The following is a 23,196-nucleotide window of genomic DNA, read 5'->3' on the forward strand; positions in this document are numbered from 1 at the left end:
TTGATAGTTGAACAAATCGTAACGAATATTGAAAATATGGAAAAAGCAGAAGTTGAAAAACGCCATATTGAAAAAGTCTATCTCGAAAGCGCCGATTTGGTGAAACGGATTCAAAGGGTGAAAACAGACCACAATAACGAAATCGGCATTCGCCTAAAAGATCCGCGTGACCTGGTTGCGGGTGACGTTCTCTATATGGACGATAAAAATATGATTGTGATTGATGTGCTATCCGATGATTTATTAGTCATTAAGCCTCACAGCTTGAAAGAAATGGGGACGATTGCCCATCAGCTGGGGAATCGCCATCTCCCGGCCCAATTTGAAGGGGATGAAATGCTTGTTCAGTATGATTATCTTGTAGAAGAGCTGCTTCAAGACCTCCAGATTCCTTATGTACGCGAAGAGCGGAAAGTAAAACAGGCATTTCGCCATATCGGGCATAGCCATGATTAATAACACACTTTCGTTATTCCAGCTATGTGATTCTAACTTTCCGACAGGGGCGTTTAGCCATTCATACGGTCTGGAGACGTATATTCAACAGGATAAAGTACATGATCAAGAATCATTCTTGCAGTGGCTGCGTGTGTATGTGAATGAACAGCTTGTTTATGCAGACGGGCTCGCATGCCGTCTCGTATATGAAGCACTCAATGAGAAAGACCATCCAAAAGTATGGAAACTTGACCGAATGCTCACCATGCAAAATTTGCCGAGAGAAACACGGGAAGGTACTCAAAGAGTAGGAGAACGGATGTTAAAACTAGTGGAATCTCTTTATGAGATTCCCATTTTATCCGAATACGGTGAACGCATTAAGCAAGGGCAGTCTTTTGGTCATCCAGCGATTGTTTTCACTATTGTTGGCCATCATCTCGGTGTACCAGCATCTACCACTATTTTATATTATTTATACTCGGCTGTTTCTAGCCTTGTACAAAATGCAGTACGGGCCATCCCTTTGGGCCAGACAGCAGGCCAAAAAATCATCCAGCAATTTCAGGATGTTTTGGCAGAGGCGACTGCCAAAGTAGAGGAAATGGATGAAGAAGAGTTTGGCATTGTTTCACCCGGATTGGAATTATCTCAAATGCAGCATGAACGTGTGAATGTCCGCATTTTCATGTCTTAATATTGATTACTAGATTAAAGGAAGTGTTTGTAATGGAACCTATCAAAATCGGGGTAGGAGGACCTGTAGGAGCAGGGAAAACCGCTTTAGTTGAAAAGTTAACCCGTCACATGCAGGATGAAATCAGTATGGCCGTTGTAACGAATGATATCTATACAAAAGAAGATGCCAAATTCTTAATGAATAACGGTGTGCTCCCGGACGACCGCATCATTGGTGTAGAGACAGGCGGATGTCCTCACACGGCGATCCGTGAAGATGCTTCCATGAACTTTGCGGCTATTGATGAATTAAAGAAGAAACATCCAGATGTTGAGCTGATTTTCGTTGAAAGCGGAGGGGACAATTTGGCGGCTACATTCAGCCCTGAACTTGTTGACTTCTCTATTTACATTATCGACGTGGCTCAAGGGGAAAAAATTCCCCGTAAGGGTGGACAGGGAATGATTAAGTCAGATCTGTTCATTATTAATAAAACGGATTTGGCTCCATTCGTCGGGGCAAGCCTAGATGTTATGGCGTCCGATACAAAAGTGTTCCGCGGGGACAAACCATTTGTTTTCACCAATTTAAAAACCAATGAAGGTCTTGATCAAGTCATCGACTGGATTAGGAAAAATGCACTCTTAAAAGGGCTTGAATAACATGCAGGACTGGACAGGGATTTTGCGTTTAGAGGCGGAAGATAGAAAAGGAAAAACGGTTGCGAAGAATGTCTACTTTCAGGGGGCATTCAAAGTCATGCGTCCGATTTATCACGATGACTCGGGCCAGCCTTGTTACTATATTTTAAACCCAGGCGGAGGCTATTTAGACGGAGACCGTTATAGAATGCAAATCGCACTGGACAAGCAGGCGAGAATGACGCTGACTACACAATCGGCAACGAAAGTATATAAAACTCCTAACAACTATGTATATCAGGAGACAGAAATTTCTCTTAAAGAAGGAAGTTATCTTGAATACATTCCTGATCCGCTGATCGCGTATCGAAATGCCCGTTACAAACAAAAAAATATCATTCGCATGGAAAAAGGGGCAACCTTCCTTTATTCAGATATTCTCACTCCAGGATGGTCTCCTGAGGGAGATAAATTCAGCTATGACACGCTTCAATTAATCAATGAACTCTATGTAGATGACGAGTTAGCGGTATATGATCATATTAAGCTGAACCCAAGAAATCAGGATATGAATACAATTGGATTTATGGAAGGCTTCTCTCATTTAGGGTCTATGATTGTGGTTGGTGAGCAAACGAACAATGATCTTCTTGACCGGCTACATGAGGCGATTCATGTCAATACAAATGAATATAGAATTGGATTATCGTTGTTGCCGGTTCCGGGATTCACCATTCGTGTGCTGGCTAACTCGACACAAACAGTAGAAAGACTATTTACTGAATGTCATCGCATAATTAGTGAAGAATGGTTTAACAAACGTCCTAGCTTCCTAAGAAAATATTAATGCTGAAACCCGGCAATCCAATATGATTGTCGGGTTTTTACAATTAAATTCTATATCACCAAATCACCTAAGTTTATTAAGCTTTAGGCAAAATGAAGGTTAATTTTCATAGGGACAACATAGTTATTTGTATAAGAGAAGGTTTGGGGGAGAGCTTCTATGGGGGGTGCGTTATTTTCAGTTTTAGCATTAGGTTTTGTCTTAGGGATTAAGCATGCGATTGAACCTGATCATGTGATTGCCGTATCGACCATCGCCAGCCAAAGTAAAAAGTTATGGCACGCATCTCTAGCGGGAGTATTTTGGGGAATTGGGCATACCGCTACTCTTTTCATTATTGGGATTATTTTAATCCTCATGAAAAATAATATTTCCGATAAATGGTCTATGTCATTGGAATTTCTAGTGGGAGTTATGCTGGTCTACTTAGGGATTGTCAGTATAGTGTCCTTCAGAAGAAAGGAAGAACAATCTTCGCAAGAGGATGGACATTCCCATCCTATAAATAAAAGAAGGTCTTATAGCAAATCTTTAGTGATTGGTCTTATCCATGGACTGGCAGGAAGCGCTGCAATGGTCTTGCTCACAATGGGAACCGTGCATTCTGTTTGGCAAGGTGCCTTGTATATTTTAGTCTTTGGCTCAGGGACAATTGTAGGAATGTTAATTTTCACGACGGTGATTGGGCTTCCTTTTGTATTAAGTACGAAGCAAACAACGATTAATCGATCGCTTACAATGATTGCCGGTGTCATTAGCACGGTTTTTGGGCTATATTATATGTATAATCTAGGGGTGACGGAGGGGCTATTTTCACTTTGGTTTTAGAACAGGCGATCCCGGTGATCCTAGATAAATAGACTTTATTTAGTTCATAGGGAAGGGGAAGTGTATGAATACACTCGGATATGCGATTCTTAGTTTGCTTAATCAAAATTCTCGTTCTGGATATGACTTGGCTGATTATTTGGACTCGATCTGGCCAGCGAAGCATAGTCAAATTTATCCTACACTCGCAAAGCTTCATAAGAAGGGCTTGTTAGCGTTTGAATACGTGGAGCAAATAGGAAAGCCAAATAAAAAAGTATTTTCAATTACGGAAAAAGGAAGAAAAGAACTAGCAAAGTGGGTGTCTGAAGTACAATTTTCCTCAGTCACTCGAGATGAATTTCTTATCAAGGTGCATTCAATTGGATTATTAGATATAGAAAAGGCCAAGAAATTAATTGAGGAGCGAATTGCTCATGTTGAGAAAAGCATTGATTTACAACGAGCAAGCGCTAGTATAGAGGAAGAAGACGAATTAGATAGAAATTCAACAGGTTTTGCTAAACATATTTTGCATGAGCGGAAGATAAGATTGGAAAAAGAAGAAATTTCATGGTGTCACTGGGTTCTTGATCTATTGAAAAAATCGAAACCGAAGCGGCTTTTGATGTGGCTGATCGGTATAAAACAATTTGATTTAGGTGTAGTTGAAAGAATGCTGTTCTAATAGGCTAGATTAAGTATGTAAGATAAAAAAAGAAGTTCTTTATTCCTTAGTTTTAGTGCGCCCTTTAGTAACACGAATTTGATAAAACGTGTTACTCATTCAAATGGAAGATTCATTGTTAAGTCTAGCTAATTAGAGTGAAGGATGATGGGGGTTTATTATCTTAGAAGGAAGGGGGAGCTATATGATTAAGTTTATTGCCTCAAGGTTAGCAGAGGCAGTTATTGTACTCTTTATTGGGAGCATTCTTTGTTTTGCTTTTATCCGAATGCTGCCCGGCGACCCTGCGACAGCCATGTATGGGGACCAGTTATTAAAGATGAGCCAAGCCGACCAAATGAGAATCGTTGAAAATCTTGGTTTAAATGAGCCTTTATATACTCAGTATGCGAAGTGGTTGATCAATGTACTGCATGGAGAATGGGGACACTCCTATACGACAGGAGAAGAAGTCAAAGTAATGGTTACTCGTGCGATCGAGCCAACCGTTGTTCTTATGCTATCCTCAACGGTTATTATTCTCTTACTCTCCCTTTTTTTCGGGATGGTAACCGGTCTTCGCCGTTATTCAATTTTAGATCATGCTGTGACGATTGCCAGCTTTCTGTTTATGTCGCTGCCGTCTTTCTGGTTTGCGTTGATGCTCATGTTGTTTTTCTCTGTTTACTTAGGTGTTTTGCCGACAGCGGGTATTGGAAAAGAGGGAGCGGGGGATTGGCTGAAGCACTTGATCATGCCGTCTCTCGTTCTAGCTTTGGCCCATATTGGTTATTACATAAGGATATTGCGCAATCATATTGCGATTATAAAGGAAAAAGAATTTGTCTGGGCTTTACAAGCACGAGGCGTTTCACAAAGAAAGATTCTCTTTAAACATCTGCTTCCAAATGCCTCCATCCCTTTTCTTTCTTTTATAGGGATGTCATTGTCCCTTACACTAGCTGGATCTGTCGTAGTGGAAACGTTGTTTTCATGGCCAGGTCTTGGGAGACTTTCATTAAAATCAGCACTTGCCCACGATTACCCTGTCATTATGGCTACCATTTTGTTATGCATGAGCGTGGTGATTATCGGAAGTTTTTTAATCGATCTCCTTTGTGCATGGATCGATCCACGTCTGCGGAATCAACTGATGAAGGAGGCAGACAAATGAGAAGAAAACAGAAATGGTTAGTGAACGGTATTATCGGTTATTTGCTCTTGTTGCTTGTTTTCACTGGGCTTGCCCCATTTTTCACTCCCTACGAGCCGGGAGCTGTTGGGTTGTCAGCTGTTTTGCAGCCGCCGAGTGCAGCTCATTTATTTGGCACAGATGAACTAGGGCGTGATGTGTTCACGCGTTTGTTATATGGCGGACGTGTTTCATTAGCGGTAGGAACAGCAGCTATGCTGATTTCTGTTGTCATTGGTGCCGGCTATGGCGCTATTAGCGGTTTTGTTGGCGGAATGATCGATCGTGTCATGATGAGAGTGCTTGATGCCTTAATTAGTATTCCCAGCATTTTGCTGATGATCGGTCTTCAAATATTCCTCCCTCATAGTTTAACGGCGGTTGTATTGATTATTGGCATGACAAGCTGGATGCCCATTGCCCGTTTAGTTCGTACGGAGACTCTTTCATTAAAAGGGGAAGTTTTTGTTCAGGCATCGGCTGTCGTTGGAGCTTCCTCGCGGCAGTTGCTAACGAGACATTTATTACCGCAATGTCTTCCAACGATAACCGTTATGTCTGTTAGTGGTATTAGTCATGCCATTTTATCAGAGGCAACATTAAGCTTTTTAGGATTAGGCATTCCACCCCATGAGCCATCCTGGGGAAACATGCTCATGGGTGTACAAAATTATGTGCTTTCCGGAATATGGTGGATCGCTGTATTCCCAGGTCTCTTTATTACTCTTACTGTTTTGGCGGTGACGTTTCTGGGCGATATGTTACAAGATCGTTTTGCGCTGCCGCAGTTCAGGAAAGGTGAGAGGTTGCTATGAATGAACAAGTATTAACCGTTAAACATTTGTCTGTACAGCTTGAAACAAACCAGGGGAAAAAGCAGCTGCTGAAGGATGTTTCATTTAATGTGCCTAGGGGAGAAATTGTAGCCATTATCGGCGAGAGTGGTTCAGGGAAAAGTATGACGGCTAAAGCGATCCTAGATTTACTGCCGAGAGGGTTCACGCCGTCTTCCAGCAGTGTCTATTTTTTAAATAAAGATGTATCAGCCATGGACAAAAGACAAAAGCGTCTTTATCGCGGAACACAGATAGGGTTTGTGTTTCAGGATACGTACGGAACATTTGATCCGATGCAAACGATTGGCCAGCATTTTCATGAATTGTTCTCTGCTCATATGAAGATTTCAAAACAACGGGCTAAAGAAAAAACAGTTCAATTATTAGAACGTGTGCAATTAACAGAGCCGGAACGTGTATACGACTCTTTTCCGCATGAGCTTTCTGGAGGAATGAGGCAGCGTGTTCAGCTTGCTTTAGCCTTAGCGCTTAATCCTGTACTGTTAATTGCAGATGAACCTACGACAGCTCTGGATTTAAGGATCCAAGCAGACATTTTGCAGCTTATTAAGGATTGGTGTAAGAATACAGGCGGCAGTGTTCTCTTTATTACGCACGATTTGGGAGTAGTGGCAGAGATAGCGGATTCAGTCGTGGTCATGAAAGAGGGAGCCGTTGTTGAAGTGGCACCTGTCGATCAGCTATTTGATCAGCCTGTTCATGAGCATACGAAGCAATTACTTCATTATTATAAAGAACTAACTGAGACGCCTAAACAGACAGGTTTGTTTGATATAGAGCCTCTTGTAACCGTGAATCATGCGAAAAAAACGTATATAAAAAAGAAATGGTTCCAGAAACAGATGATCAAGGCAGTAGACGATGTTAGCTTCTGTATTTGCAAAAAGGAGATTGTCGGGTTAATTGGTGAAAGCGGCAGCGGAAAAAGTACCCTTTCCCGCTTGCTGCTTCAGTTGGAAAACGTCGAACAGGGCGCTATCGCTTGGAAAGGAAGCCTTCCATTTCGAAAAGGGATTCAATGGGTACATCAAGATCCGCTTGCTTCGTTCGATCCCCGGTGGAATGTAGAAAAAATTGTGGGAGAAGGACTTGATTATTGGAAAGAAAAAAAAGAAAACAAGCACCAGCAGGTAAAAGAGGTATTACAAAAAGTGGGGCTATCTGAAAATATTTTATCCTATTATCCTCATGAACTTTCTGGAGGAATGAGACAGAGAGTGGCGCTGGCAAGAGCCCTTTTATTAGAACCAGAGCTTCTTATTTTAGATGAACCGTTCGCAAGCCTTGATATGAGCTCCCAGGCTAACATTCTTTCTCTCTTAAAACAAATTAATCAAACAGAAAAAACAGCTATTTTATTTATCTCCCACGATATCCGGGCTGCATTGGCACTTTGCCATCGTATTTTGGTGATGGAAAAAGGAAGAAAGATAGAAGAAGCCGGAGCAAAGGAGCTATCTGATTCAGTCAACTTCTATACACGGCGTTTACTATCGTCGATGCCTGTTACGCATCCAGGTAGAAGATTACAAAAGCAAACAACAGAAGGAGAGAGGGAATATGCGCATCAAAATGGGTAAAACGATGCTGATCACATCGGTTATAACGAGTATGGTTTTGATAGCAGGGTGCAAGGGAGAGGAGGCTTCCTCTACGTCTTCCGCAGCGGCGAAGCAGCTTGTTTATGGAACAGAAATGGAAATTGAGCAAGTCAATCCCGTATTAGATGAAAACCAAGAGATTGACAGCCTTATTTTTCGCGGACTAACAAAGCCGACAGAAACGAACGACATTGCCCCTGATCTCGCAAAAGGTTGGGAAATTTCCCCTGACCATCTCGTTTATACATTCACACTGCGGGATGACGCAAAATGGGAAGATGGCAAGCCCGTCACAGCTGAGGATGTTAAATTTACTTTGGACAAAGTAAGAGATCCGGGAACGAATACACCCATTGCAGGAGATTTTAGTGAGATCAAATCGGTTGAAGTATTAAAAGAAAATGAAGTTCAAGTCACATTGAGCAATCCATTTCCGCCACTGCTTGATAAATTAAAGATCGGTATTTTGCCAAAGCATCTTTTGCAGAACGAAGACATCAATAAAACAGATTTTAATCAGCATCCAATTGGAAATGGCCCATTTAAATTAAAGGAATGGGACAACGATCACACGATTACTCTCGTACGTAATGATAAATACTATGGGTTAAAGCCAAAGCTTGAAGAGGTTGTTTTCAAACACGTTCCAGACCCTAATACGCGTGCTTTGCAACTGAAAACAGGCGAAATTGATCTCGCTCTTTTAGAACCAAATCAAATGAAAAGTGTAAAAGAAGGTGAAGGTTTTACTGTGCATACGATTTCAACAGCTGATTACCGGGCGGTCATGTACAATTTCCGAAACCCGCTGTTTAAGGACGCAAAGGTTCGCCAGGCTATGAACTTTGCGATTGATCGTGAAGCGATCGTGAAGGGCATGCTATCCGGCAAAGGAGAGGCAGCTTATGGTCCGCTTCAAAAATCATGGGCAAATTCACCACAAAAACAGATGTATGCATATGATCCGAAAAAGGCAAAGGAGTTGTTAAAGGAAGCAGGCTGGAAGAAGGGCAGTGACGGTATACTTGTCAAAGATGGCAAGCGCTTTGAGTTTGAACTAGTCTCCCCGATCACTGATCCAATCCGCACAGCTTTAGGAAACGTTGTAGCTGAACAACTAAAGCCGTTAGGTATCTCGGTTACTCCGAAACCACTAGACTGGAATGCTATTAAAATTGATCAAGCGGATGCCTTCGTTATCGGGTGGGGCAGCGAATTTGACCCGGATGACCATACGTATCGAGTATTCCATAGCAGCCAAATTGGTGATGGGCTCTACAATATGGGGGCTTATCGCAATGATGAAGTAGATCAAGTGTTAACAGAAGCCCGTATAGCAGATGATCAAGAGAAGCGAAAAGTACTTTATGGACAATTTCAAAAAGAGTTAGCGGCAGACCCGCCTTTTAACTTTCTCGTGTATTTAGATGCTTTATATGGCGTCAATAAAAAAGTCAGCGGAGTAAGCGATCGTACATTAGGACATCATGGTTTTGGCATACTGTGGAATATTGAAGAATGGGATAAACAGTAAAGGTGGGGAAAAGGAGATGCAGGATTCTACAACTAAAAGGTTTGGTGTTTCGATGGAAGGGAATCTGCTTCGCAAGTTTGATCATTTAATCAAACAAAGAGGCTATGAAAACCGTTCGGAAGCTGTTCGAGACCTTGTACGCGACGCACTGATCCAGCAGTCCTGGGAAGACAACGAACAAATAGTAGCAGGAACTATTTTGCTATTTTACAATCATTCCCAACGCAATCTGCTTGAAGAGTTAACACATATTCAACATGGCATGCATGATTATATCTTAGCTACCACACATTTTCATTTGGATCATGACAGCTGCCTTGAACTTATTGTTGTGAAAGGAAAAGCAAACGATATTCAGCAGCTCAGCCATCAATTGACGAGTTTAAAAGGGGTAGAGTATGGGAAGTTCACGGTAGCGCCAGTAGAACAAGTATAGTCATTAAATAAGGATAGATAGGCTGTCTCACAAGTAGAGGAGACAGCCTTTATTTAATTTAGCAAGCTAATACTTAATACTCTTATTTAGGGGATGGAGATTTTTTGCCTTCTAAACAAGTATTTATGCTTCCTGTTTTACTGTTCATTGCCATAACATGTCTCGCTAGAAGAGGCAAAAATCAGCCGATGACTAGTGGAAGGGCTATACATTTTAGTTTGATTGTATGAAAGCAAAAAGAAGAATGAAATTATTTCTAAAACATATAGACATTAGAGAAAGGGTGCGTTATAATCCAATTAATTAAATAAAACATATAAGAATACTTGGTTATTGATTTTCGACACAAGTAGGAGCCAATCAGACAACTGGAGGCTCCTCGTAATCCGAGAAAATGATTTTGTGACGGATGCAAGGAAGTCTTTATTTGTGTAGAAAGAGGCTTAAATAATCATCAAGAGGGGGAGGAGCATGTCAGAGAAACAGATCGATCACCAATGGGTTGAACGTATTTTGCAGTCATTGGAAGGGATAGAGTATGGGTCGGTACAAATCGTCATTCACGATTCGCAAATTACACAAATTGACCGGCTGGAAAAACAGCGGTTCTCTATAAAAAAATCAAGCAACGGAAATACAAAAGCAGGCCAAAACTCAATAGAAGCCGATCAGACATACTGAAGGCAGACTCTTTTAACTATTAATGTTAAAAGTTGTCTGCCTTTTTTTGTAAATTAAATAAGTGAGAGAGAGGTTACAAGGGATGAAAAATAAGCAAGTTTTATCTAAATTTTTAATTAGCATGGCCACGACAGCGGTGATTTTGGCGGGCTGCGGTAATTCAAAAGCAGGAAATGAAAGTGAAGAAAATGAAAGTGAAGAAAATGCAGCTTCCTCTTCAAAAGAATCAGTGGAGCTATTAAACGTATCTTATGATCCCACTCGTGAACTATACGAAGAGTTTAATAAAGAGTTCGCTGCCCATTGGAAAAAAGAAACAGGTCAGAATGTAACAATTCAGCAATCACACGGCGGCTCCGGCAAGCAGGGAAGAGCCGTCATTGATGGGCTTGAAGCAGACGTAGTAACACTGGCTCTGGCTGGTGATATTGATGAGGTAGCGAAAGCGGGTCTAACGGCTGAAGACTGGCAAACACGTCTTGATGATAACTCCACTCCTTACACGTCAACCATTGTCTTTCTTGTTCGCAAAGGCAATCCGAAACACATAAAGGATTGGGGAGATTTAGCAAAAAAAGGGGTATCGGTCATTACGCCAAACCCGAAAACATCAGGTGGTGCACGCTGGAACTATCTTGCAGCCTGGGCATATGGAGATAAGAAATTTAGTGGTGATGAAAAGAAGATTAAAACATTCGTTGGCGATATTTATAAGAATGTTGAAGTACTAGATTCAGGTGCCCGTGGTGCCACGACAACATTTGTAGAGCGAGGGATTGGCGATGTACTAATCGCCTGGGAAAATGAGGCCTTCTTATCCCTGAATGAGCTTGGCAAAGATCAATTTGAGATTGTTGTTCCTTCTATCAGTATTTTAGCGGAGCCTCCGGTAGCAGTTGTTGACAAAGTGGCGAAGAAAAAAGGAACAGAAAAAGTCGCAGAAGCGTATCTTGAGTATTTATATTCGAAAAAAGGGCAGGAAATTGCGGCGGAAAATTATTACCGTCCGCGTGATAAAGAAGTACTCGCTAAGTATGCCGATCAGTTCCCGAAAATTAATCTCGTAACAATTGATGATGATTTTGGCGGCTGGAAAACAGCCCAAGAAAAACACTTTAATGACGGCGGCACATTTGATGAAATTTATCAGCCAAAATAAGATGATATGTAGGCTCTAGAAGAGGATCTTGTGACGCCGGTTTTAAGAAAATTTGACATGCAGATGACGAGGTGGCAGAAATGAAATCGAGATTTAAGAAGCATAGTATTTTACCGGGGTTCGGGCTGTCACTCGGATTTACGATGCTATACCTCAGCCTGCTCGTTCTGTTGCCGCTTTCGATGATTTTTGTCAATACGGCTTCGATGAGCTGGTCTGATTTTTGGTCAACCGTGACGGAACCACGGGTGGTCGCTTCGTATAAATTAAGTTTTGGTGCTGCTTTTGTGGCCGCAAGTATAAATATGGTATTCGGTGTGCTCATTGCCTGGGTGCTTGTTCGCTATTCCTTCCCAGGCAAGCGCCTTATTGATGGATTGGTAGATTTGCCATTTGCTCTTCCAACTGCTGTTGCAGGGATTGCCTTAACTACGTTATATGCCAAAACCGGCTGGGTGGGCCAATTTTTATCATTCAAGGTAGCCTTTACTCCACTTGGTGTAACGGTTGCTCTAACATTTATTGGTTTGCCGTTTGTCGTCCGGATGGTACAGCCAGTATTACAAAACTTTGATAAGGAAACAGAAGAAGCATCCGCTATTTTAGGAGCAAATCGGCGTCAGACGTTTATAAGAGTCATCATCCCGGAAATATTGCCAGCGGCTCTTACTGGCTTTTCACTGGCGTTTGCACGTGCTCTCGGCGAATACGGATCGGTCGTTTTCATCGCGGGTAACATGCCGATGAAGACCGAAATCACACCGCTTCTCATTATGACGAAGCTTGAGCAATATGATTATGCCGGAGCAACAGCTATTGCAGCAGTCATGCTTATTATTTCATTTATCATGCTGCTCTTTATAAATGGCATGCAATGGTGGATGAATCGAAAGTTTGCTCATTACTAAGGAGGCATCAAGATGGCTGGACACGTTCCATTGTCATACGGGAGCAGAAAAACAGTAAAAAAAGCTGCAGAAGAACCGCTTTTTATTCGTGTGTTTCTCACTGTTGTCGCGTTCATTTTTTTATTTTTGTTTCTTGTGCTGCCGCTGGCGGCAATTTTTATCAAGGCATTTGAACAAGGAATTCACGTTTATTTGGCGGCCATTACTGAACCAGATGCACTGGCAGCGATTAAGCTGACACTGCTCGTTGTTTTATTAACGGTACCTGTTAACGCCTTGTTCGGAATCGCAGCAGCGTGGGCAATTACAAAATTCGATTTTAAAGGGAAAAGTCTGTTGACTACTATTATTGATTTGCCGTTTGCTGTGTCGCCAGTCATTGCCGGTCTCGTATTTGTACTTTTGTTCAGTACACACGGTTTATTTGGTGATTTGTTATTCGCAAACGATATTAAAATTATTTTCGCTATACCAGGCATTGTGATAGCCACGCTATTCGTGACACTTCCATTCGTCGCACGTGAGTTGATCCCGCTTATGCAGTCGCAAGGCTCCTCAGAAGAGGAAGCTTCCCTCACACTGGGAGCGGGCGGCTGGAAAACATTTTGGCTTGTGACACTGCCTAATATTAAATGGGGATTGCTATACGGCATCATTTTATGTAATGCACGGACTGTCGGCGAATTTGGCGCAGTATCAGTAGTTTCTGGACATATTCGGGGGTTGACAAATACAATGCCGCTTCACATTGAAATTTTATATAACGAATATCAATTTTCTGCGGCGTTTGCCGTCGCTTCGCTCATGTCTATATTAGCGATCGTGACACTTATTTTTAAAAATATGATTGAATGGAAAGCCAATCAACATGGATAACAGGAGGGCCATCGTATGAGCATTCACATAAAAGATGTATCAAAATCATTCGGCTCATTCAATGCGCTGAGTAATATTACGATTGATATCCCAACAGGCGAGCTTGTTGCCTTGCTCGGACCGTCGGGATCAGGAAAAACATCGCTTCTTCGCATTATTGCTGGTCTTGAAGAAGCGGATAGCGGAGTCATTTTATTCGGTGGCGAAGATATGACGCGCATTCGTACAACCGAGCGAAAAGTCGGTTTTGTGTTCCAGCACTATGCTTTGTTTAAGCATATGACTGTCTTTGACAATATTGCCTACGGATTGAGGGTTCGTCCTAAAAAAGAGCGGCCGTCTAAAAAAGACATTCAAGAAAAGGTAAACGAGCTATTGAGCCTTGTAAAGCTAGAGGCATTGGCAGACCGGTATCCATCACAGCTTTCTGGTGGACAGCGGCAGCGCGTTGCCCTTGCCAGAGCGCTGGCGGTAGAGCCAAAAGTGCTGCTGCTTGATGAACCGTTTGGAGCTTTGGATGCAAAAGTGAGAAAAGATCTGCGGCGCTGGCTGCGCAGACTGCATGATGACTTTCATATTACGAGTATCTTTGTCACGCACGACCAAGAAGAAGCACTGGATGTAGCAGACCGCATTGTAGTGATGAATGAAGGAAGGATTGAGCAGATCGGCAGTCCGGAAGAAGTATATGATCATCCGAACAGCCCGTTTGTGTATGACTTTCTAGGAAACGTTAATTTGTTTCATGGCCGGCTGGAAAATGGAAAACTGCTTAATGGCCAGGTCGAGCTGGATGCTCCAGGCATTGATAGTGCGGAGAACCGTCCGGCTGTTGCCTATGTACGTCCACATGATGTTATGATTGAGCGTGAAAGCACTGCAAAGGATGCTGTTCAGGCGAAAATTGTTCATATTCACGTGGTCGGCCGGACGGTTCACATTGAGCTGAAGACACAGGGACTGGAACAATTCCTCGAGGCAGAATTAACGAAAGAACGTTATGGAGAACTTGGTTTAAAAGTAGGGGAAGATGTGTTTGTCCGGCCTAATCAATTGAAGGTGTTTATTCCGGAGGATTACTCCATTTGACGGCCAGCCTCTACCGCTACAAAATGAGATATAAACATAAAAAAATTCCTCTTAGACGAGAGGAATTTTTTTATGGATCAAAATCTGACCACGTTTCAATGGGGAGATCGTGAGCAGGTAGGATAAAAGGCTTGACATTCATTTCTGTTCTGTATAAGCCGATCGGATTATACAAAATGTGCTGAAATTATCATATCAGCTTAAGCATATATAATTACTGTGATTTTGTGTAAATTAAAACCACCCTTGGCAGAAGACGCGGCTGCGTTCCATAGTTGGTAAATATTTGTGATAGACAAGGTGTAAAGGTTGAGGTGGTGAGCAACTGTAGTTTATTCACCAGGAACGTTGATTTTCTTTTTTACTTCTTCTTTTTTCCATTTGAAGATTTTATTTAAATACTTGTAAATCTTCTTACTTTCTTTCGTCATGAGCGGCCCTAAAATAGCCAGGAACAGCACATACATGGCAGTGAAAGGCGTTAAAATAGGATTTAAGCCTGCCGTAATTCCGAGATTGGCCACAATGATCGAAAATTCTCCCCGTGCCATAATGGTTAAGCCAATATTAGTAGAAGCTTTATGGGACAGTCCAGCTTTTCTTCCAGCAATCATACCGGCAATAACGTTCGCGATAACTGTTACTAGAGCAGCACCAAGTGATAACCAAAACGCATCGGCTAACGTTGAGGGATCAATATTTAATCCAAAGCTAAAGAAGAACACAGCACCGAAGAAGTCTCTGAAAGGAACTACTAGATGTTCAATCCGGTCACGATGCTCAGTTTCAGAGAAGACCAGTCCTAATAACAAGGCACCAATCGCTTCAGCAACATGGAGTGTTTCTGAAAAACCAGCCACAAAAAACAAGGAAGCGAAGATGACGATGATAAAAATTTCATCTGATTTTATATTTAACCATTTATTTAGTAGAGGCGCGCCTTTTCGCGCAATAATAAAAAATAGTAACATATAGCCGATCGAGATAAGAACGGAAGTGAAAATACCGAGGAAAGAGGTAGAGCCTGCAAGTAAGACGCCTGACATGGTGGTTAAAAATAGGGCCAGGAAGATATCGTCAAATAAGATCATTCCAAGAATTAGCTCTGTCTCCGGATTAGCGGTCCTTCTTAAATCGACGAGCACCTTTGCTACGATGGCGCTGGAGGACACGCTAAGCAATCCGGCAATAATCAGAGACTCAATCCATGGCATTCCCGTAAGAAGTCCGTAAAGAAGGCCCAAAATAAAATTAAGGGACACATAGATACTTCCGCCGACTACGATGTTCCGTCCGGACTTCATCAGTTTTCCGACTGAAAATTCAAGACCTAAATAGAACAAGAGGAACAGCACGCCTATGCGTCCTAAAAATTGAATAATTTCATTGCTTTCAATAAATGTTAAGTCAATAATTCCGATCGTTGGTGCATGAGGACCGACAATCATGCCGAGAACGATTAAGAACGGAATAATAGAAAAGTTAAGTTTGTTTGCAAGGATGGCTACGATGGCAACGAGAACAAGTGCAGTACCGACTTCAAGAACTAGATCGTTCATCTATATTTCTCACCCCTCATTAGATAGTAAATTTTTAATAAGCTCTTTTAATTGAGTTCGTTCTCCTGAAATGATTAAGATGTCACCTGCTTCAATGACTGTATCTGGTCCCGGGTTGTGGGTTTTTTTTGTGTGCTTTTCTCTAATAGCAATAACATTCACCCCGAAATTGCTTCGAATATCAACCTCGCCAATCGTTTTATTCACGGCTGGAGCCCCTGGTTCCACCTGATACCATTCAATGACTAAATCATCAAAGGCAAAGTCTATCTTTTCCAAGGCTTTAGGGTTGTAAGCCATTCCACCTAAAATGCCGGCGATTTGTCTGGCTTCTGCATCGCTGAAAGTCGCACTGCTTACAACCTCATCATGATCATCTGAGTCAAAGTGGTAAATCTCTCTCCGTCCGTCATCATGAATAACGATGACCAGCTTATCCTGGTTTTTTGTGATAATTTCAAACTTATAGCCAATGCCTGGCAGTTCACTTTCTCGAATGTTCAATGTAAGATTCCTCCTTTAAATGGATATAACAATGGATTAAGGTGTTTTAAAGATTAACATCGATTTCCGTTTTTATTTTTTCATCTTTGGAAATCCCAAGATATTTAAGAGTCTCAGAAGGGGTAGCATGATGAAAGTGCTTCTGAAGGAGAGAAATGGCAACTCCTCGTTTATAAGCATGATAACCAAAGGTTTTACGCAAAGAATTTGTGCCGATTTTCCCTTTTATGCCAACCGCTTCTGCAGCATGGTGAATAATTCGGTAGGCTTGCTGGCGTGTAATCGGTTTTTGGGTTTTAGGGGATTTGAACAAATAATCATCCCCTTTTAGTTCGTTTGCTTGGATAAAGTGCAAAACGGCTTTTTTTACTTTGTGGTTAAGGTAGATTTCTTTAGCGGCTTTAGATTCTTTATGGGGAAGAAAAAGAAAATCTTTCAAACAGCCTTCTTCTAGTATATCCCTTACTTTAATATCTAACATTTCAGTGATTTTTAAACCTGTATTAATACCAAAGACGAAGAGAAGATAATCTCGTTCTGAATGTTTTTTTAAATACCTTTTCATGGCATTAATTTGCTTTAGATCCTTCAGAGCTTCTACATACTCCATCGATTCTTCTCCTTAATCCATGTTACTTAATACTATTTTAAAGTATAATTAAGTAACATGCAAATATGCTTTCTTCTTATTATAATTTGCTGTTAACTTAGTGAATAAACAGCTTCCGCAAAGAAAATTACCACAGTAGGCTGTAGGGTTATCACTCTAGCTTATGAAGCTGAAAAATTGTTTTGACAAGAGAAATTAAAAACTATACCGATCTGCATTTTTGCTTTTTTATAGCCGAGAGAGAAGAGGAATTTAAAAGGGATTGGTATACTATTATTGGTGTTCAATCGTTATCAGATTAAAGAGGATACCGATTGAACGTATTATAAAAAAGTTTCTTAGAATGGAATGAAGAAGAAGAGATGGAGATTAGGAAACTAAAGAAAAATGAAAAGCTGCCAATGGATTTGCTGTTATTAGCCGATCCTTCCCAAGAAACCATTGAGGAGTATATAAAAAGAGGAGAAAGCTTTATTGCTGTAAATGCTGGAGAGGTTATTGGAGTGTATGTACTGCTGCCTACGAGACCGTATACTGTAGAGCTAGTAAATGTTGCCGTGGCAAAGGAACAGCATGGAAAAGGGACAGGCAAAAGGCTGGTGATGCATGCCATCCAAGCAGCTAAGGAAAGGGGATACAAAACAATAGACGTCGGCACTGGCAACTCCAGCATCGGGCCATTAGCTCTTTATCAAAAATGCGGCTTCAGGATGATTGGAGTCGACCCTGATTTTTTTATAAGGCATTATTCAGAAGAAATTTTCGAAAATGGCATACGATGCAGAGATATGATTCGCTTATCTCAAGATCTATAAGCGTAGAAAAACAATGTTACATAGTTAGGACAATTACAAAGCGTATATAAATTTCATGACAGTCTGTACAAGGGGGAGTTATGAGAAAAGCATGCAATCTATTCATAACGGTTGGTCTGTTGTTAGTCGGGTGTTCCCAAGCAGAACAAACCGTTATAGGAGCAGAAGAGTGGAGAGAAAGTCCGACGTTAGTCAAAGAAGTGGTTATTACGGATGACGGAAAAACAGGTGATTTCGTTTTTCGGATTGGCGATAATGGAAAGCTGGGATTTGGAGAGTATGGTCCTTTTATTGCAGGGGAACCACAGAAGCATATGTGGCATTTTTGGGGCGAAAAAGAAGTGTTAACCAAACCATTCAAAGTCGTCGGAGTGAGCAAAGAAACGGATGAGGAAGTAACTGTTTTTGAATTTCCAAGTAATCACGTGCTGGCCCCTAACTCAGGAGCGGATCATCATATACCGTCCATGATGACGCTGCCGAGTGAAGGGTTGTGGAAGCTGGAAGCCTATTTTGGCGAAAAGCTTTTTGGAAATGTGATAGTAAATGTGGAAAAACCATAATACAAACTCAGGCTGGGAGTGAGGATTTTGCCTGCATTCCCAGTTTTAGACTTATTCACCGGCCGGAGAGAGGGGATGAAGCACTGCAACGTTTTTAACATCGAATAGAAGGATGTTAAAAACGAATGAGCAAAGGCCTTGATGACACTTGTGAAACACGCTGCTAACGAAGAGGAAGCTCCACAATAAAGATTGTTCCTTCTTTCTCTTTGCTGCTTACCGTTACCTGACCATTGTGAAGCTTAATGATTGTTGCGACAATGGAAAGGCCTAGCCCTGTTCCTTCAACGGTGCGTGAACGTGTAATGTCTGCACGGTAAAAGCGGTCAAAGATCCTTTCCAATTCCGCTGAGCTCAATCCTACTCCTGTATCCTTAAAAGTGATGACGACTGATTCTCCTTTTTGTTCAATTAATATCTCAATGCTGCCGTTTGGTTTATTATATTTAATGGCATTCGTTAAAAGATTGTCCCATACAGTATTGAGCAAAGAAGGGTCGCCAGTAATGTCTATATCCGGCAAGGAGTAGCTAAGCATCAGTCCTTTTTCACCGATTCTCCATTTATAACTTTGCACTAGTTCCTTGATTTGCTGCCCAACATTGAATGATTTCTTCTTCACAATGTCTTCATTTCGGTCCAGTGAGGCAAGAAGCAATAATTGTTCAGTTAAGGTAGAAAGTCGTTTAATTTCACTATTAATAATGGAAATATAGGAAGCTCGTTCTTCTCGGCTTACGGAATCATTTTCTATCAAGTTAGTATAGCCTTTAATATTGGATAGCGGTGATTGGATGTCGTGTGAGATATTGGAAATAAACTCCTTTCTCATCTCATCCATTTGTTCTAATTTTCGGGCCATTCGCAAAAAGCTAGCAGAAAGTTCGCCTAACTCGTCACGTCGGGTTACATCTAACTCAACATTAAAATCGCCATTCGAGAGTGACTTTGTGGCTGCCGTTAGATTAGAAATGGGCTGCACTAAATATTTTGTGCTAAACACTACTAGAAGAATGCTTAAAGCAATCGTGAGGGCGAGCAGCCACCCGAATAAAAGGTGCATCTCGTTAAAGAGAAGTTTAATATCCGGTCTAAGAAAGAGCGCATAACTTTTCTCGTTGTGCACTAACGGGACGCCAATTGTATTCTTTAATTCATTCGCAAAAAAGCCGGTTACAAAGGTTTCCTGAGGAAAGTAAAGAATGCCATGGTAAAGAGTCCCTTTTAGAACTTGCTCCTTTGTAGAAGCAGAGAGATTGTTCACTCTGAAAGGAGCGCCAAAATAAACATTATTTCCTGCTTGATCAACGAGGTAAATTTGGTAGCCTACAGAGGAAATATTTTGCAGGTACTCTTTAAGGTTCATGTCAGGATGCTCATCCACAAATGCAGCAACACCTAGTGCAATTTTGGTATTTTTTTGATCGTTATAGGGCTTTAATCTTTGCTGGTAATAAGTATTGGAAATAAAAAAAGCTAAAAGGCCGCTCAGAAGCATAATTCCAGCTGTTACGACGATAAATTTTGTATAAAGAGACTTCATGAGCGTTTGGCCTCCAATAAATAGCCAACTCCGCGAACCGTTTTAATGCAAAAATCGTCCGTCAGTGTAGAAAAGCGTTCTCTTAGTCTTTTTATGTGCACGTCTACTGTTCGTTCATCCCCTTCATAATCTAATCCCCAAATTTGTTCAATGAGATGATCTCGAGAAAACACCTGCATAGAATTTGCGGCTAGAAAGAACAGCAATTCAAATTCTTTTAAAGGCAGCCATATCGTGCGATCACCAATTTGAACTTCATAACTTTTTTTATTGATCGTTGTTTTTCCTAGGCGAACGAGCGACTCATCTAATGGTGGGTGATATCGTCGTAACAATGCCTTGATACGAAAGAGCAGTTCCTTTGGATCAAAGGGTTTGACAAGATAGTCATCTGTTCCTGATTGAAAACCATGTGCTTTATCTTCGATTTGACTTTTAGCTGTTAAAAGAATAATGGGCATATCATATTGCTTACGAATCCTTTGTGTTAAAGTATAACCGTTCATGTAAGGCATCATGACATCAATGACGGCTAAATCACACTTTTCCTTCTTCAGGGTTTCGAGAGCTTCCACGCCATTTTTTGCTTGGCATACTCGATATCCCTCTTCATGCAGGTGAATATCTAACAGTTTTAACACGTTAGGATCATCATCAACAATTAAAATATTTGTCATCTTATCTACTCCTCTAAATGACTCTTGTGACCAATTAACATGAATCACTAAAGAATGATAAAACCTTGGATTTATTTCTAATGTTGTCATGTATAGCAAAATTCAATCCCGTTATGTTTAGTAAAAAGAAATAGCCCCACCATGTGCCGGGGCTATGGAATAGAAATTGAACACAGGGGTTGAGATTTCACTTTATGAAACGAGTCCATCGCTCATTTTAATGACACGATCAGCATAAGCAAGCATTTCTTCATCATGCGTGACGAGCAAAGTGGTGATGTTCAGCGTTTTAGTCAAACGCTGGATGAGCTGCATGACGTCTTTAGATCTCTTTGAATCTAAGCTTGCAGTAGGTTCATCTGCAAAGAGAACCTTAGGCTTATGGATAATAGCGCGAGCAATGGCAACCCGTTGTTTTTCTCCGCCAGATAGGGACGAAGGATAAGCATTCTTTCGATGGTCCATTTCGACTAGCTTTAAAACGTTGTCGATTTCTCTCTGCTGTTCCTGTCTTTTTAACTTTGTTTCTGACACATCGAGCATGAGCGTGAGCTGCTCTTCTACTGTAAGAAAAGGAACGAGATGGGCAAACTGAAAAATAAAACCGAATTTGCTTGCCCGTATTTTCCGGATTTGCTCCTGGTTCATTAGATTAATATTTTGTCCTTCGAACCATATCTTGCCGTCTGAAGCAGGCTGAAGCCCCGCTGCTATCGTGAGGAGGGTACTTTTGCCGGAACCGGAGGCTCCCACTAATGCAGTAATTTCTCCTTCTTTAAGGGAAAGATTTACTCCTTTTAACACTTCTTCTGCTACTTCCCCGTTAGTAAACGTTTTTTTCACTTCATCAATTGTAAAAACGGACATATTAAACCTCTCCTTGTTGAATCGCTTGTAATGGTTCAACTTTCTTGATCTGTACTCCAGAAAGTGTCGCTCCGATAAATCCAATAACGAGGAAGATAACGGATAATTGCAGCGTCGTTTCAAGTGTTAAATGAAAAGGCATGCCATCAGGTGAAATCATTTTAAATCCTTGGCTGAATGCAACAGATAAAGAAAGAGCCAGCACGGTAATAAAAAGCATTTGCGTCCACATCATTTTAAATAACGTACTGGTCTTCACGCCAATCGCTTTTAAGATGCCATACAATCCAATCTTTTGAACATTCATCATATAGAAAAAGATAGCGAACAGCATGCCGCTGATCACGACTAAAAACCAAACAATCATATTAAGGGACATTTGCTCTGCGCTATAGCTTGGAATCGTATGAAGGAATTCCTTTTTTGAAAAGGCTTGTAATCCGGCAGCTGCTTGCGCTTTCTCTTCTCCAGGCACGAAAACCAATTGCATGGCATCGGTCCGGTACATATCTTTGTAGTTCTCTATATTTACAAAGGCGACAGGTGCATGGCTGAATTTCTTATCATCCGCAAACCCCTTCACAATCCATTTGCCGCTAAATTGATTGTTCGTTAAAACATCCCCAACTTTTATTCCTTTCTCCTTCATAGAGCGATCTAGTATGACTTCGCCATCTTTTACATGTTCAAACAGCTTGGAATCGGTTGAAGCGACAAAGGCGACACTTTGTTGTTTGCCATTCTGATCATTTAAAAATCCCATCTGAATCGATAGTGCTACAGCATCCTTTTTCTCGTTTAGCATGTTGTCTTGGATAGGGCTCTCTATTTTCGATAAATTATAGGTTTCGTCAGCAGCGGTACTCATATAAAATTGACCGTCCGGTAAATCCTTAATTAAAGCAGCATTGTCTTGTGAAAGGCCGTTTGCCAATCCGGAAATAATGAACGTCAGAAAGCTCACTAAAAAAATGATCGAACCTAAAATCAGAAAGCGTACTTTATTCTTTTTTATTTCTTTCCAGGCGATGTTCATCACTATTCCTCCCAGTTCTTTATTTGATGCCTTTAGTCTACATGCCTTATATGAACGAAAGATGAACAGGAAATTACATTTAGAAAGGAAGTTTATATGAAGAGGTTTGGTTGGTTAACCATAATGATTATAGGCGTAAAATGGCTGCTAAAGAAGTTAATAAAACAGAGGGTGAACCGACAAATCACGATCAGATTTTTTTCAAGGGATAGGAGAGAAAAGGGAGAAGAGCAAGAAGAGCAAGGCAGGCAGTACGATAATGATGGGAAAAGGAGTGAGAACGATATGAAAAGACACTAAAACAACGTGAGGGAATTAATCCTCACTTGTAAAGCGGAGCTCCAAGCGTCTTGATTATTTAGAAGATGTTGAGCAATGTATTACTAAAGGGCATCTTGCATAAGGAGTGTCCTCTGATCATGCTTTTACACTTTCTTCTTAAATATAAATATTAAGAAAAAAAGCCATCAAACTGTTTAAATGAATGACATTAAAAATATATTGTTTGTATTTTGAATTTACTAAATTTATTGACAACTTTCCAATAATAGTATATTTTATGATTGTCTACCATGGTACATGCAACAAAGTGGTTAATCATTTTAAGCTG

25 protein-coding genes are annotated in these 23,196 nt (G+C 41.0%); 18 read left to right on the forward strand and 7 right to left on the reverse strand.

Going from position 1 to position 23,196, the window contains the following annotated elements; translation table 11 throughout:
* The 16 genes from ureE to A8F95_RS04200 all read left to right on the forward strand — a co-directional run bounded on the left by ureE (position 1) and on the right by A8F95_RS04200 (position 14,412).
* Positions 1-456 carry an urease accessory protein UreE gene (gene ureE, locus A8F95_RS04125; protein WP_065409336.1) on the forward strand — a complete coding sequence of 152 codons (456 nt, stop codon included), beginning with the start codon at positions 1-3 and terminating at the stop codon, positions 454-456.
* Entirely contained in the window at positions 449-1,135 is a 687-nt protein-coding gene (locus A8F95_RS04130) for an urease accessory protein UreF (protein WP_065409337.1), read from the forward strand. Before ureE ends, A8F95_RS04130 begins: the two co-directional genes overlap by 8 nt.
* Positions 1,136-1,167: 32 nt before the next feature.
* Positions 1,168-1,779, forward strand: coding sequence for an urease accessory protein UreG (ureG, locus tag A8F95_RS04135; RefSeq protein ID WP_065409338.1), 612 nt, complete (start codon positions 1,168-1,170; stop codon positions 1,777-1,779).
* 1 nt (position 1,780) lies between these two features.
* Positions 1,781-2,605 (forward strand): urease accessory protein UreD, encoded by an 825-nt coding sequence (locus tag A8F95_RS04140; RefSeq protein ID WP_065409339.1) that lies wholly within the window; start codon positions 1,781-1,783, stop codon positions 2,603-2,605.
* A gap of 159 nt (positions 2,606-2,764) precedes the next feature.
* Complete coding sequence (locus A8F95_RS04145) at positions 2,765-3,433, forward strand: HoxN/HupN/NixA family nickel/cobalt transporter (RefSeq protein WP_065409340.1); 669 nt, start codon at positions 2,765-2,767, stop codon at positions 3,431-3,433.
* Positions 3,434-3,497: 64 nt separating this feature from the next.
* Entirely contained in the window at positions 3,498-4,100 is a 603-nt protein-coding gene (locus tag A8F95_RS04150; protein ID WP_065409341.1) for a PadR family transcriptional regulator, read from the forward strand.
* A 184-nt stretch (positions 4,101-4,284) separates the two neighbouring features.
* The gene (locus A8F95_RS04155; RefSeq protein WP_065409342.1) at positions 4,285-5,253 is read left to right on the forward strand and encodes an ABC transporter permease; all 969 of its coding nucleotides are present in this window, start codon (positions 4,285-4,287) and stop codon (positions 5,251-5,253) included.
* Complete coding sequence (locus tag A8F95_RS04160; RefSeq protein WP_065409343.1) at positions 5,250-6,086, forward strand: ABC transporter permease; 837 nt, start codon at positions 5,250-5,252, stop codon at positions 6,084-6,086. Before A8F95_RS04155 ends, A8F95_RS04160 begins: the two co-directional genes overlap by 4 nt.
* A complete protein-coding gene (nikE, locus tag A8F95_RS04165) occupies positions 6,083-7,708 on the forward strand; it encodes a nickel ABC transporter ATP-binding protein NikE (protein ID WP_065409344.1) in 1,626 nt (541 codons plus the stop codon). Before A8F95_RS04160 ends, nikE begins: the two co-directional genes overlap by 4 nt.
* Positions 7,689-9,263, forward strand: a complete 1,575-nt coding sequence (locus A8F95_RS04170) for an ABC transporter substrate-binding protein (RefSeq protein WP_065409345.1) — start codon at positions 7,689-7,691, stop codon at positions 9,261-9,263. Before nikE ends, A8F95_RS04170 begins: the two co-directional genes overlap by 20 nt.
* Before the next feature lie 16 nt (positions 9,264-9,279).
* Positions 9,280-9,699, forward strand: coding sequence for a nickel-responsive transcriptional regulator NikR (gene nikR, locus A8F95_RS04175; protein ID WP_049662629.1), 420 nt, complete (start codon positions 9,280-9,282; stop codon positions 9,697-9,699).
* Between the two features lie 471 nt (positions 9,700-10,170).
* A complete protein-coding gene (locus A8F95_RS04180) occupies positions 10,171-10,380 on the forward strand; it encodes a YezD family protein (protein ID WP_065409346.1) in 210 nt (69 codons plus the stop codon).
* A gap of 82 nt (positions 10,381-10,462) precedes the next feature.
* On the forward strand, positions 10,463-11,539 hold the full coding sequence (locus A8F95_RS04185; RefSeq protein WP_065409347.1) for a sulfate ABC transporter substrate-binding protein: 1,077 nt from the start codon (positions 10,463-10,465) through the stop codon (positions 11,537-11,539).
* 80 nt (positions 11,540-11,619) lie between these two features.
* On the forward strand, positions 11,620-12,447 hold the full coding sequence (gene cysT, locus A8F95_RS04190; RefSeq protein ID WP_176713611.1) for a sulfate ABC transporter permease subunit CysT: 828 nt from the start codon (positions 11,620-11,622) through the stop codon (positions 12,445-12,447).
* 12 nt (positions 12,448-12,459) lie between these two features.
* A complete protein-coding gene (gene cysW / locus A8F95_RS04195; protein WP_065409349.1) occupies positions 12,460-13,323 on the forward strand; it encodes a sulfate ABC transporter permease subunit CysW in 864 nt (287 codons plus the stop codon).
* A gap of 15 nt (positions 13,324-13,338) precedes the next feature.
* A complete protein-coding gene (locus A8F95_RS04200) occupies positions 13,339-14,412 on the forward strand; it encodes a sulfate/molybdate ABC transporter ATP-binding protein (RefSeq protein ID WP_065409350.1) in 1,074 nt (357 codons plus the stop codon).
* A 332-nt stretch (positions 14,413-14,744) separates the two neighbouring features.
* Here A8F95_RS04200 and A8F95_RS04205 read toward each other — a convergent pair whose 3' ends face one another.
* From A8F95_RS04205 to A8F95_RS04215, 3 genes are read right to left on the reverse strand one after another with little or no spacing between them, the layout of a single operon-like run.
* Complete coding sequence (locus tag A8F95_RS04205) at positions 14,745-15,971, reverse strand: cation:proton antiporter (RefSeq protein WP_065409351.1); 1,227 nt, start codon at positions 15,969-15,971, stop codon at positions 14,745-14,747.
* Between the two features lie 9 nt (positions 15,972-15,980).
* Positions 15,981-16,475, reverse strand: a complete 495-nt coding sequence (locus A8F95_RS04210) for a cation:proton antiporter regulatory subunit (RefSeq protein WP_065409352.1) — start codon at positions 16,473-16,475, stop codon at positions 15,981-15,983.
* A 46-nt stretch (positions 16,476-16,521) separates the two neighbouring features.
* The gene (locus tag A8F95_RS04215; protein WP_065409353.1) at positions 16,522-17,085 is read right to left on the reverse strand and encodes a tyrosine-type recombinase/integrase; all 564 of its coding nucleotides are present in this window, start codon (positions 17,083-17,085) and stop codon (positions 16,522-16,524) included.
* A 362-nt stretch (positions 17,086-17,447) separates the two neighbouring features.
* On the opposite strand from A8F95_RS04215, the gene A8F95_RS04220 reads away from it, so the two are divergent.
* Positions 17,448-17,900, forward strand: a complete 453-nt coding sequence (locus A8F95_RS04220; RefSeq protein WP_065409354.1) for a GNAT family N-acetyltransferase — start codon at positions 17,448-17,450, stop codon at positions 17,898-17,900.
* Between the two features lie 80 nt (positions 17,901-17,980).
* Complete coding sequence (locus A8F95_RS04225) at positions 17,981-18,463, forward strand: hypothetical protein (RefSeq protein WP_065409355.1); 483 nt, start codon at positions 17,981-17,983, stop codon at positions 18,461-18,463.
* 163 nt (positions 18,464-18,626) lie between these two features.
* Here A8F95_RS04225 and A8F95_RS04230 read toward each other — a convergent pair whose 3' ends face one another.
* The 4 genes from A8F95_RS04230 to A8F95_RS04245 all read right to left on the reverse strand — a co-directional run bounded on the left by A8F95_RS04230 (position 18,627) and on the right by A8F95_RS04245 (position 22,586).
* A complete protein-coding gene (locus A8F95_RS04230) occupies positions 18,627-20,006 on the reverse strand; it encodes a sensor histidine kinase (RefSeq protein WP_065409356.1) in 1,380 nt (459 codons plus the stop codon).
* On the reverse strand, positions 20,003-20,683 hold the full coding sequence (locus tag A8F95_RS04235; protein ID WP_065409357.1) for a response regulator transcription factor: 681 nt from the start codon (positions 20,681-20,683) through the stop codon (positions 20,003-20,005). The genes A8F95_RS04230 and A8F95_RS04235 overlap by 4 nt, the downstream gene beginning before the upstream one ends.
* Before the next feature lie 192 nt (positions 20,684-20,875).
* Positions 20,876-21,550, reverse strand: coding sequence for an ABC transporter ATP-binding protein (locus A8F95_RS04240; protein ID WP_065409358.1), 675 nt, complete (start codon positions 21,548-21,550; stop codon positions 20,876-20,878).
* Position 21,551: 1 nt separating this feature from the next.
* The gene (locus A8F95_RS04245; protein WP_065409359.1) at positions 21,552-22,586 is read right to left on the reverse strand and encodes an ABC transporter permease; all 1,035 of its coding nucleotides are present in this window, start codon (positions 22,584-22,586) and stop codon (positions 21,552-21,554) included.
* Positions 22,587-23,196 lie beyond the last annotated feature (610 nt).

Origin of the sequence: Pseudobacillus wudalianchiensis, from assembly GCF_001685015.1 — a bacterium.
Taxonomy (GTDB): domain Bacteria; phylum Bacillota; class Bacilli; order Bacillales; family Domibacillaceae; genus Pseudobacillus; species Pseudobacillus wudalianchiensis.

Excerpts from the sequence above, each read along its gene's own strand:
- A8F95_RS04130 (WP_065409337.1), top strand. The coding sequence starts at position 449 with ATGATTAATAACACACTTTCGTTATTCCAGCTATGTGATTCTAACTTT.
- ureG (WP_065409338.1), top strand. The coding sequence starts at position 1,168 with ATGGAACCTATCAAAATCGGGGTAGGAGGACCTGTAGGAGCAGGGAAA.
- A8F95_RS04140 (WP_065409339.1), top strand. The coding sequence starts at position 1,781 with ATGCAGGACTGGACAGGGATTTTGCGTTTAGAGGCGGAAGATAGAAAA.
- A8F95_RS04145 (WP_065409340.1), top strand. The coding sequence starts at position 2,765 with ATGGGGGGTGCGTTATTTTCAGTTTTAGCATTAGGTTTTGTCTTAGGG.
- A8F95_RS04150 (WP_065409341.1), top strand. The coding sequence starts at position 3,498 with ATGAATACACTCGGATATGCGATTCTTAGTTTGCTTAATCAAAATTCT.
- A8F95_RS04155 (WP_065409342.1), top strand. The coding sequence starts at position 4,285 with ATGATTAAGTTTATTGCCTCAAGGTTAGCAGAGGCAGTTATTGTACTC.
- A8F95_RS04160 (WP_065409343.1), top strand. The coding sequence starts at position 5,250 with ATGAGAAGAAAACAGAAATGGTTAGTGAACGGTATTATCGGTTATTTG.
- nikE (WP_065409344.1), top strand. The coding sequence starts at position 6,083 with ATGAATGAACAAGTATTAACCGTTAAACATTTGTCTGTACAGCTTGAA.
- A8F95_RS04170 (WP_065409345.1), top strand. The coding sequence starts at position 7,689 with ATGCGCATCAAAATGGGTAAAACGATGCTGATCACATCGGTTATAACG.
- nikR (WP_049662629.1), top strand. The coding sequence starts at position 9,280 with ATGCAGGATTCTACAACTAAAAGGTTTGGTGTTTCGATGGAAGGGAAT.
- A8F95_RS04180 (WP_065409346.1), top strand. The coding sequence starts at position 10,171 with ATGTCAGAGAAACAGATCGATCACCAATGGGTTGAACGTATTTTGCAG.
- A8F95_RS04185 (WP_065409347.1), top strand. The coding sequence starts at position 10,463 with ATGAAAAATAAGCAAGTTTTATCTAAATTTTTAATTAGCATGGCCACG.
- cysT (WP_176713611.1), top strand. The coding sequence starts at position 11,620 with ATGAAATCGAGATTTAAGAAGCATAGTATTTTACCGGGGTTCGGGCTG.
- cysW (WP_065409349.1), top strand. The coding sequence starts at position 12,460 with ATGGCTGGACACGTTCCATTGTCATACGGGAGCAGAAAAACAGTAAAA.
- A8F95_RS04200 (WP_065409350.1), top strand. The coding sequence starts at position 13,339 with ATGAGCATTCACATAAAAGATGTATCAAAATCATTCGGCTCATTCAAT.
- A8F95_RS04205 (WP_065409351.1), bottom strand. The coding sequence starts at position 15,971 with ATGAACGATCTAGTTCTTGAAGTCGGTACTGCACTTGTTCTCGTTGCC.
- A8F95_RS04215 (WP_065409353.1), bottom strand. The coding sequence starts at position 17,085 with ATGGAGTATGTAGAAGCTCTGAAGGATCTAAAGCAAATTAATGCCATG.
- A8F95_RS04220 (WP_065409354.1), top strand. The coding sequence starts at position 17,448 with ATGGAGATTAGGAAACTAAAGAAAAATGAAAAGCTGCCAATGGATTTG.
- A8F95_RS04225 (WP_065409355.1), top strand. The coding sequence starts at position 17,981 with ATGAGAAAAGCATGCAATCTATTCATAACGGTTGGTCTGTTGTTAGTC.
- A8F95_RS04230 (WP_065409356.1), bottom strand. The coding sequence starts at position 20,006 with ATGAAGTCTCTTTATACAAAATTTATCGTCGTAACAGCTGGAATTATG.
- A8F95_RS04235 (WP_065409357.1), bottom strand. The coding sequence starts at position 20,683 with ATGACAAATATTTTAATTGTTGATGATGATCCTAACGTGTTAAAACTG.
- A8F95_RS04240 (WP_065409358.1), bottom strand. The coding sequence starts at position 21,550 with ATGTCCGTTTTTACAATTGATGAAGTGAAAAAAACGTTTACTAACGGG.
- A8F95_RS04245 (WP_065409359.1), bottom strand. The coding sequence starts at position 22,586 with ATGAACATCGCCTGGAAAGAAATAAAAAAGAATAAAGTACGCTTTCTG.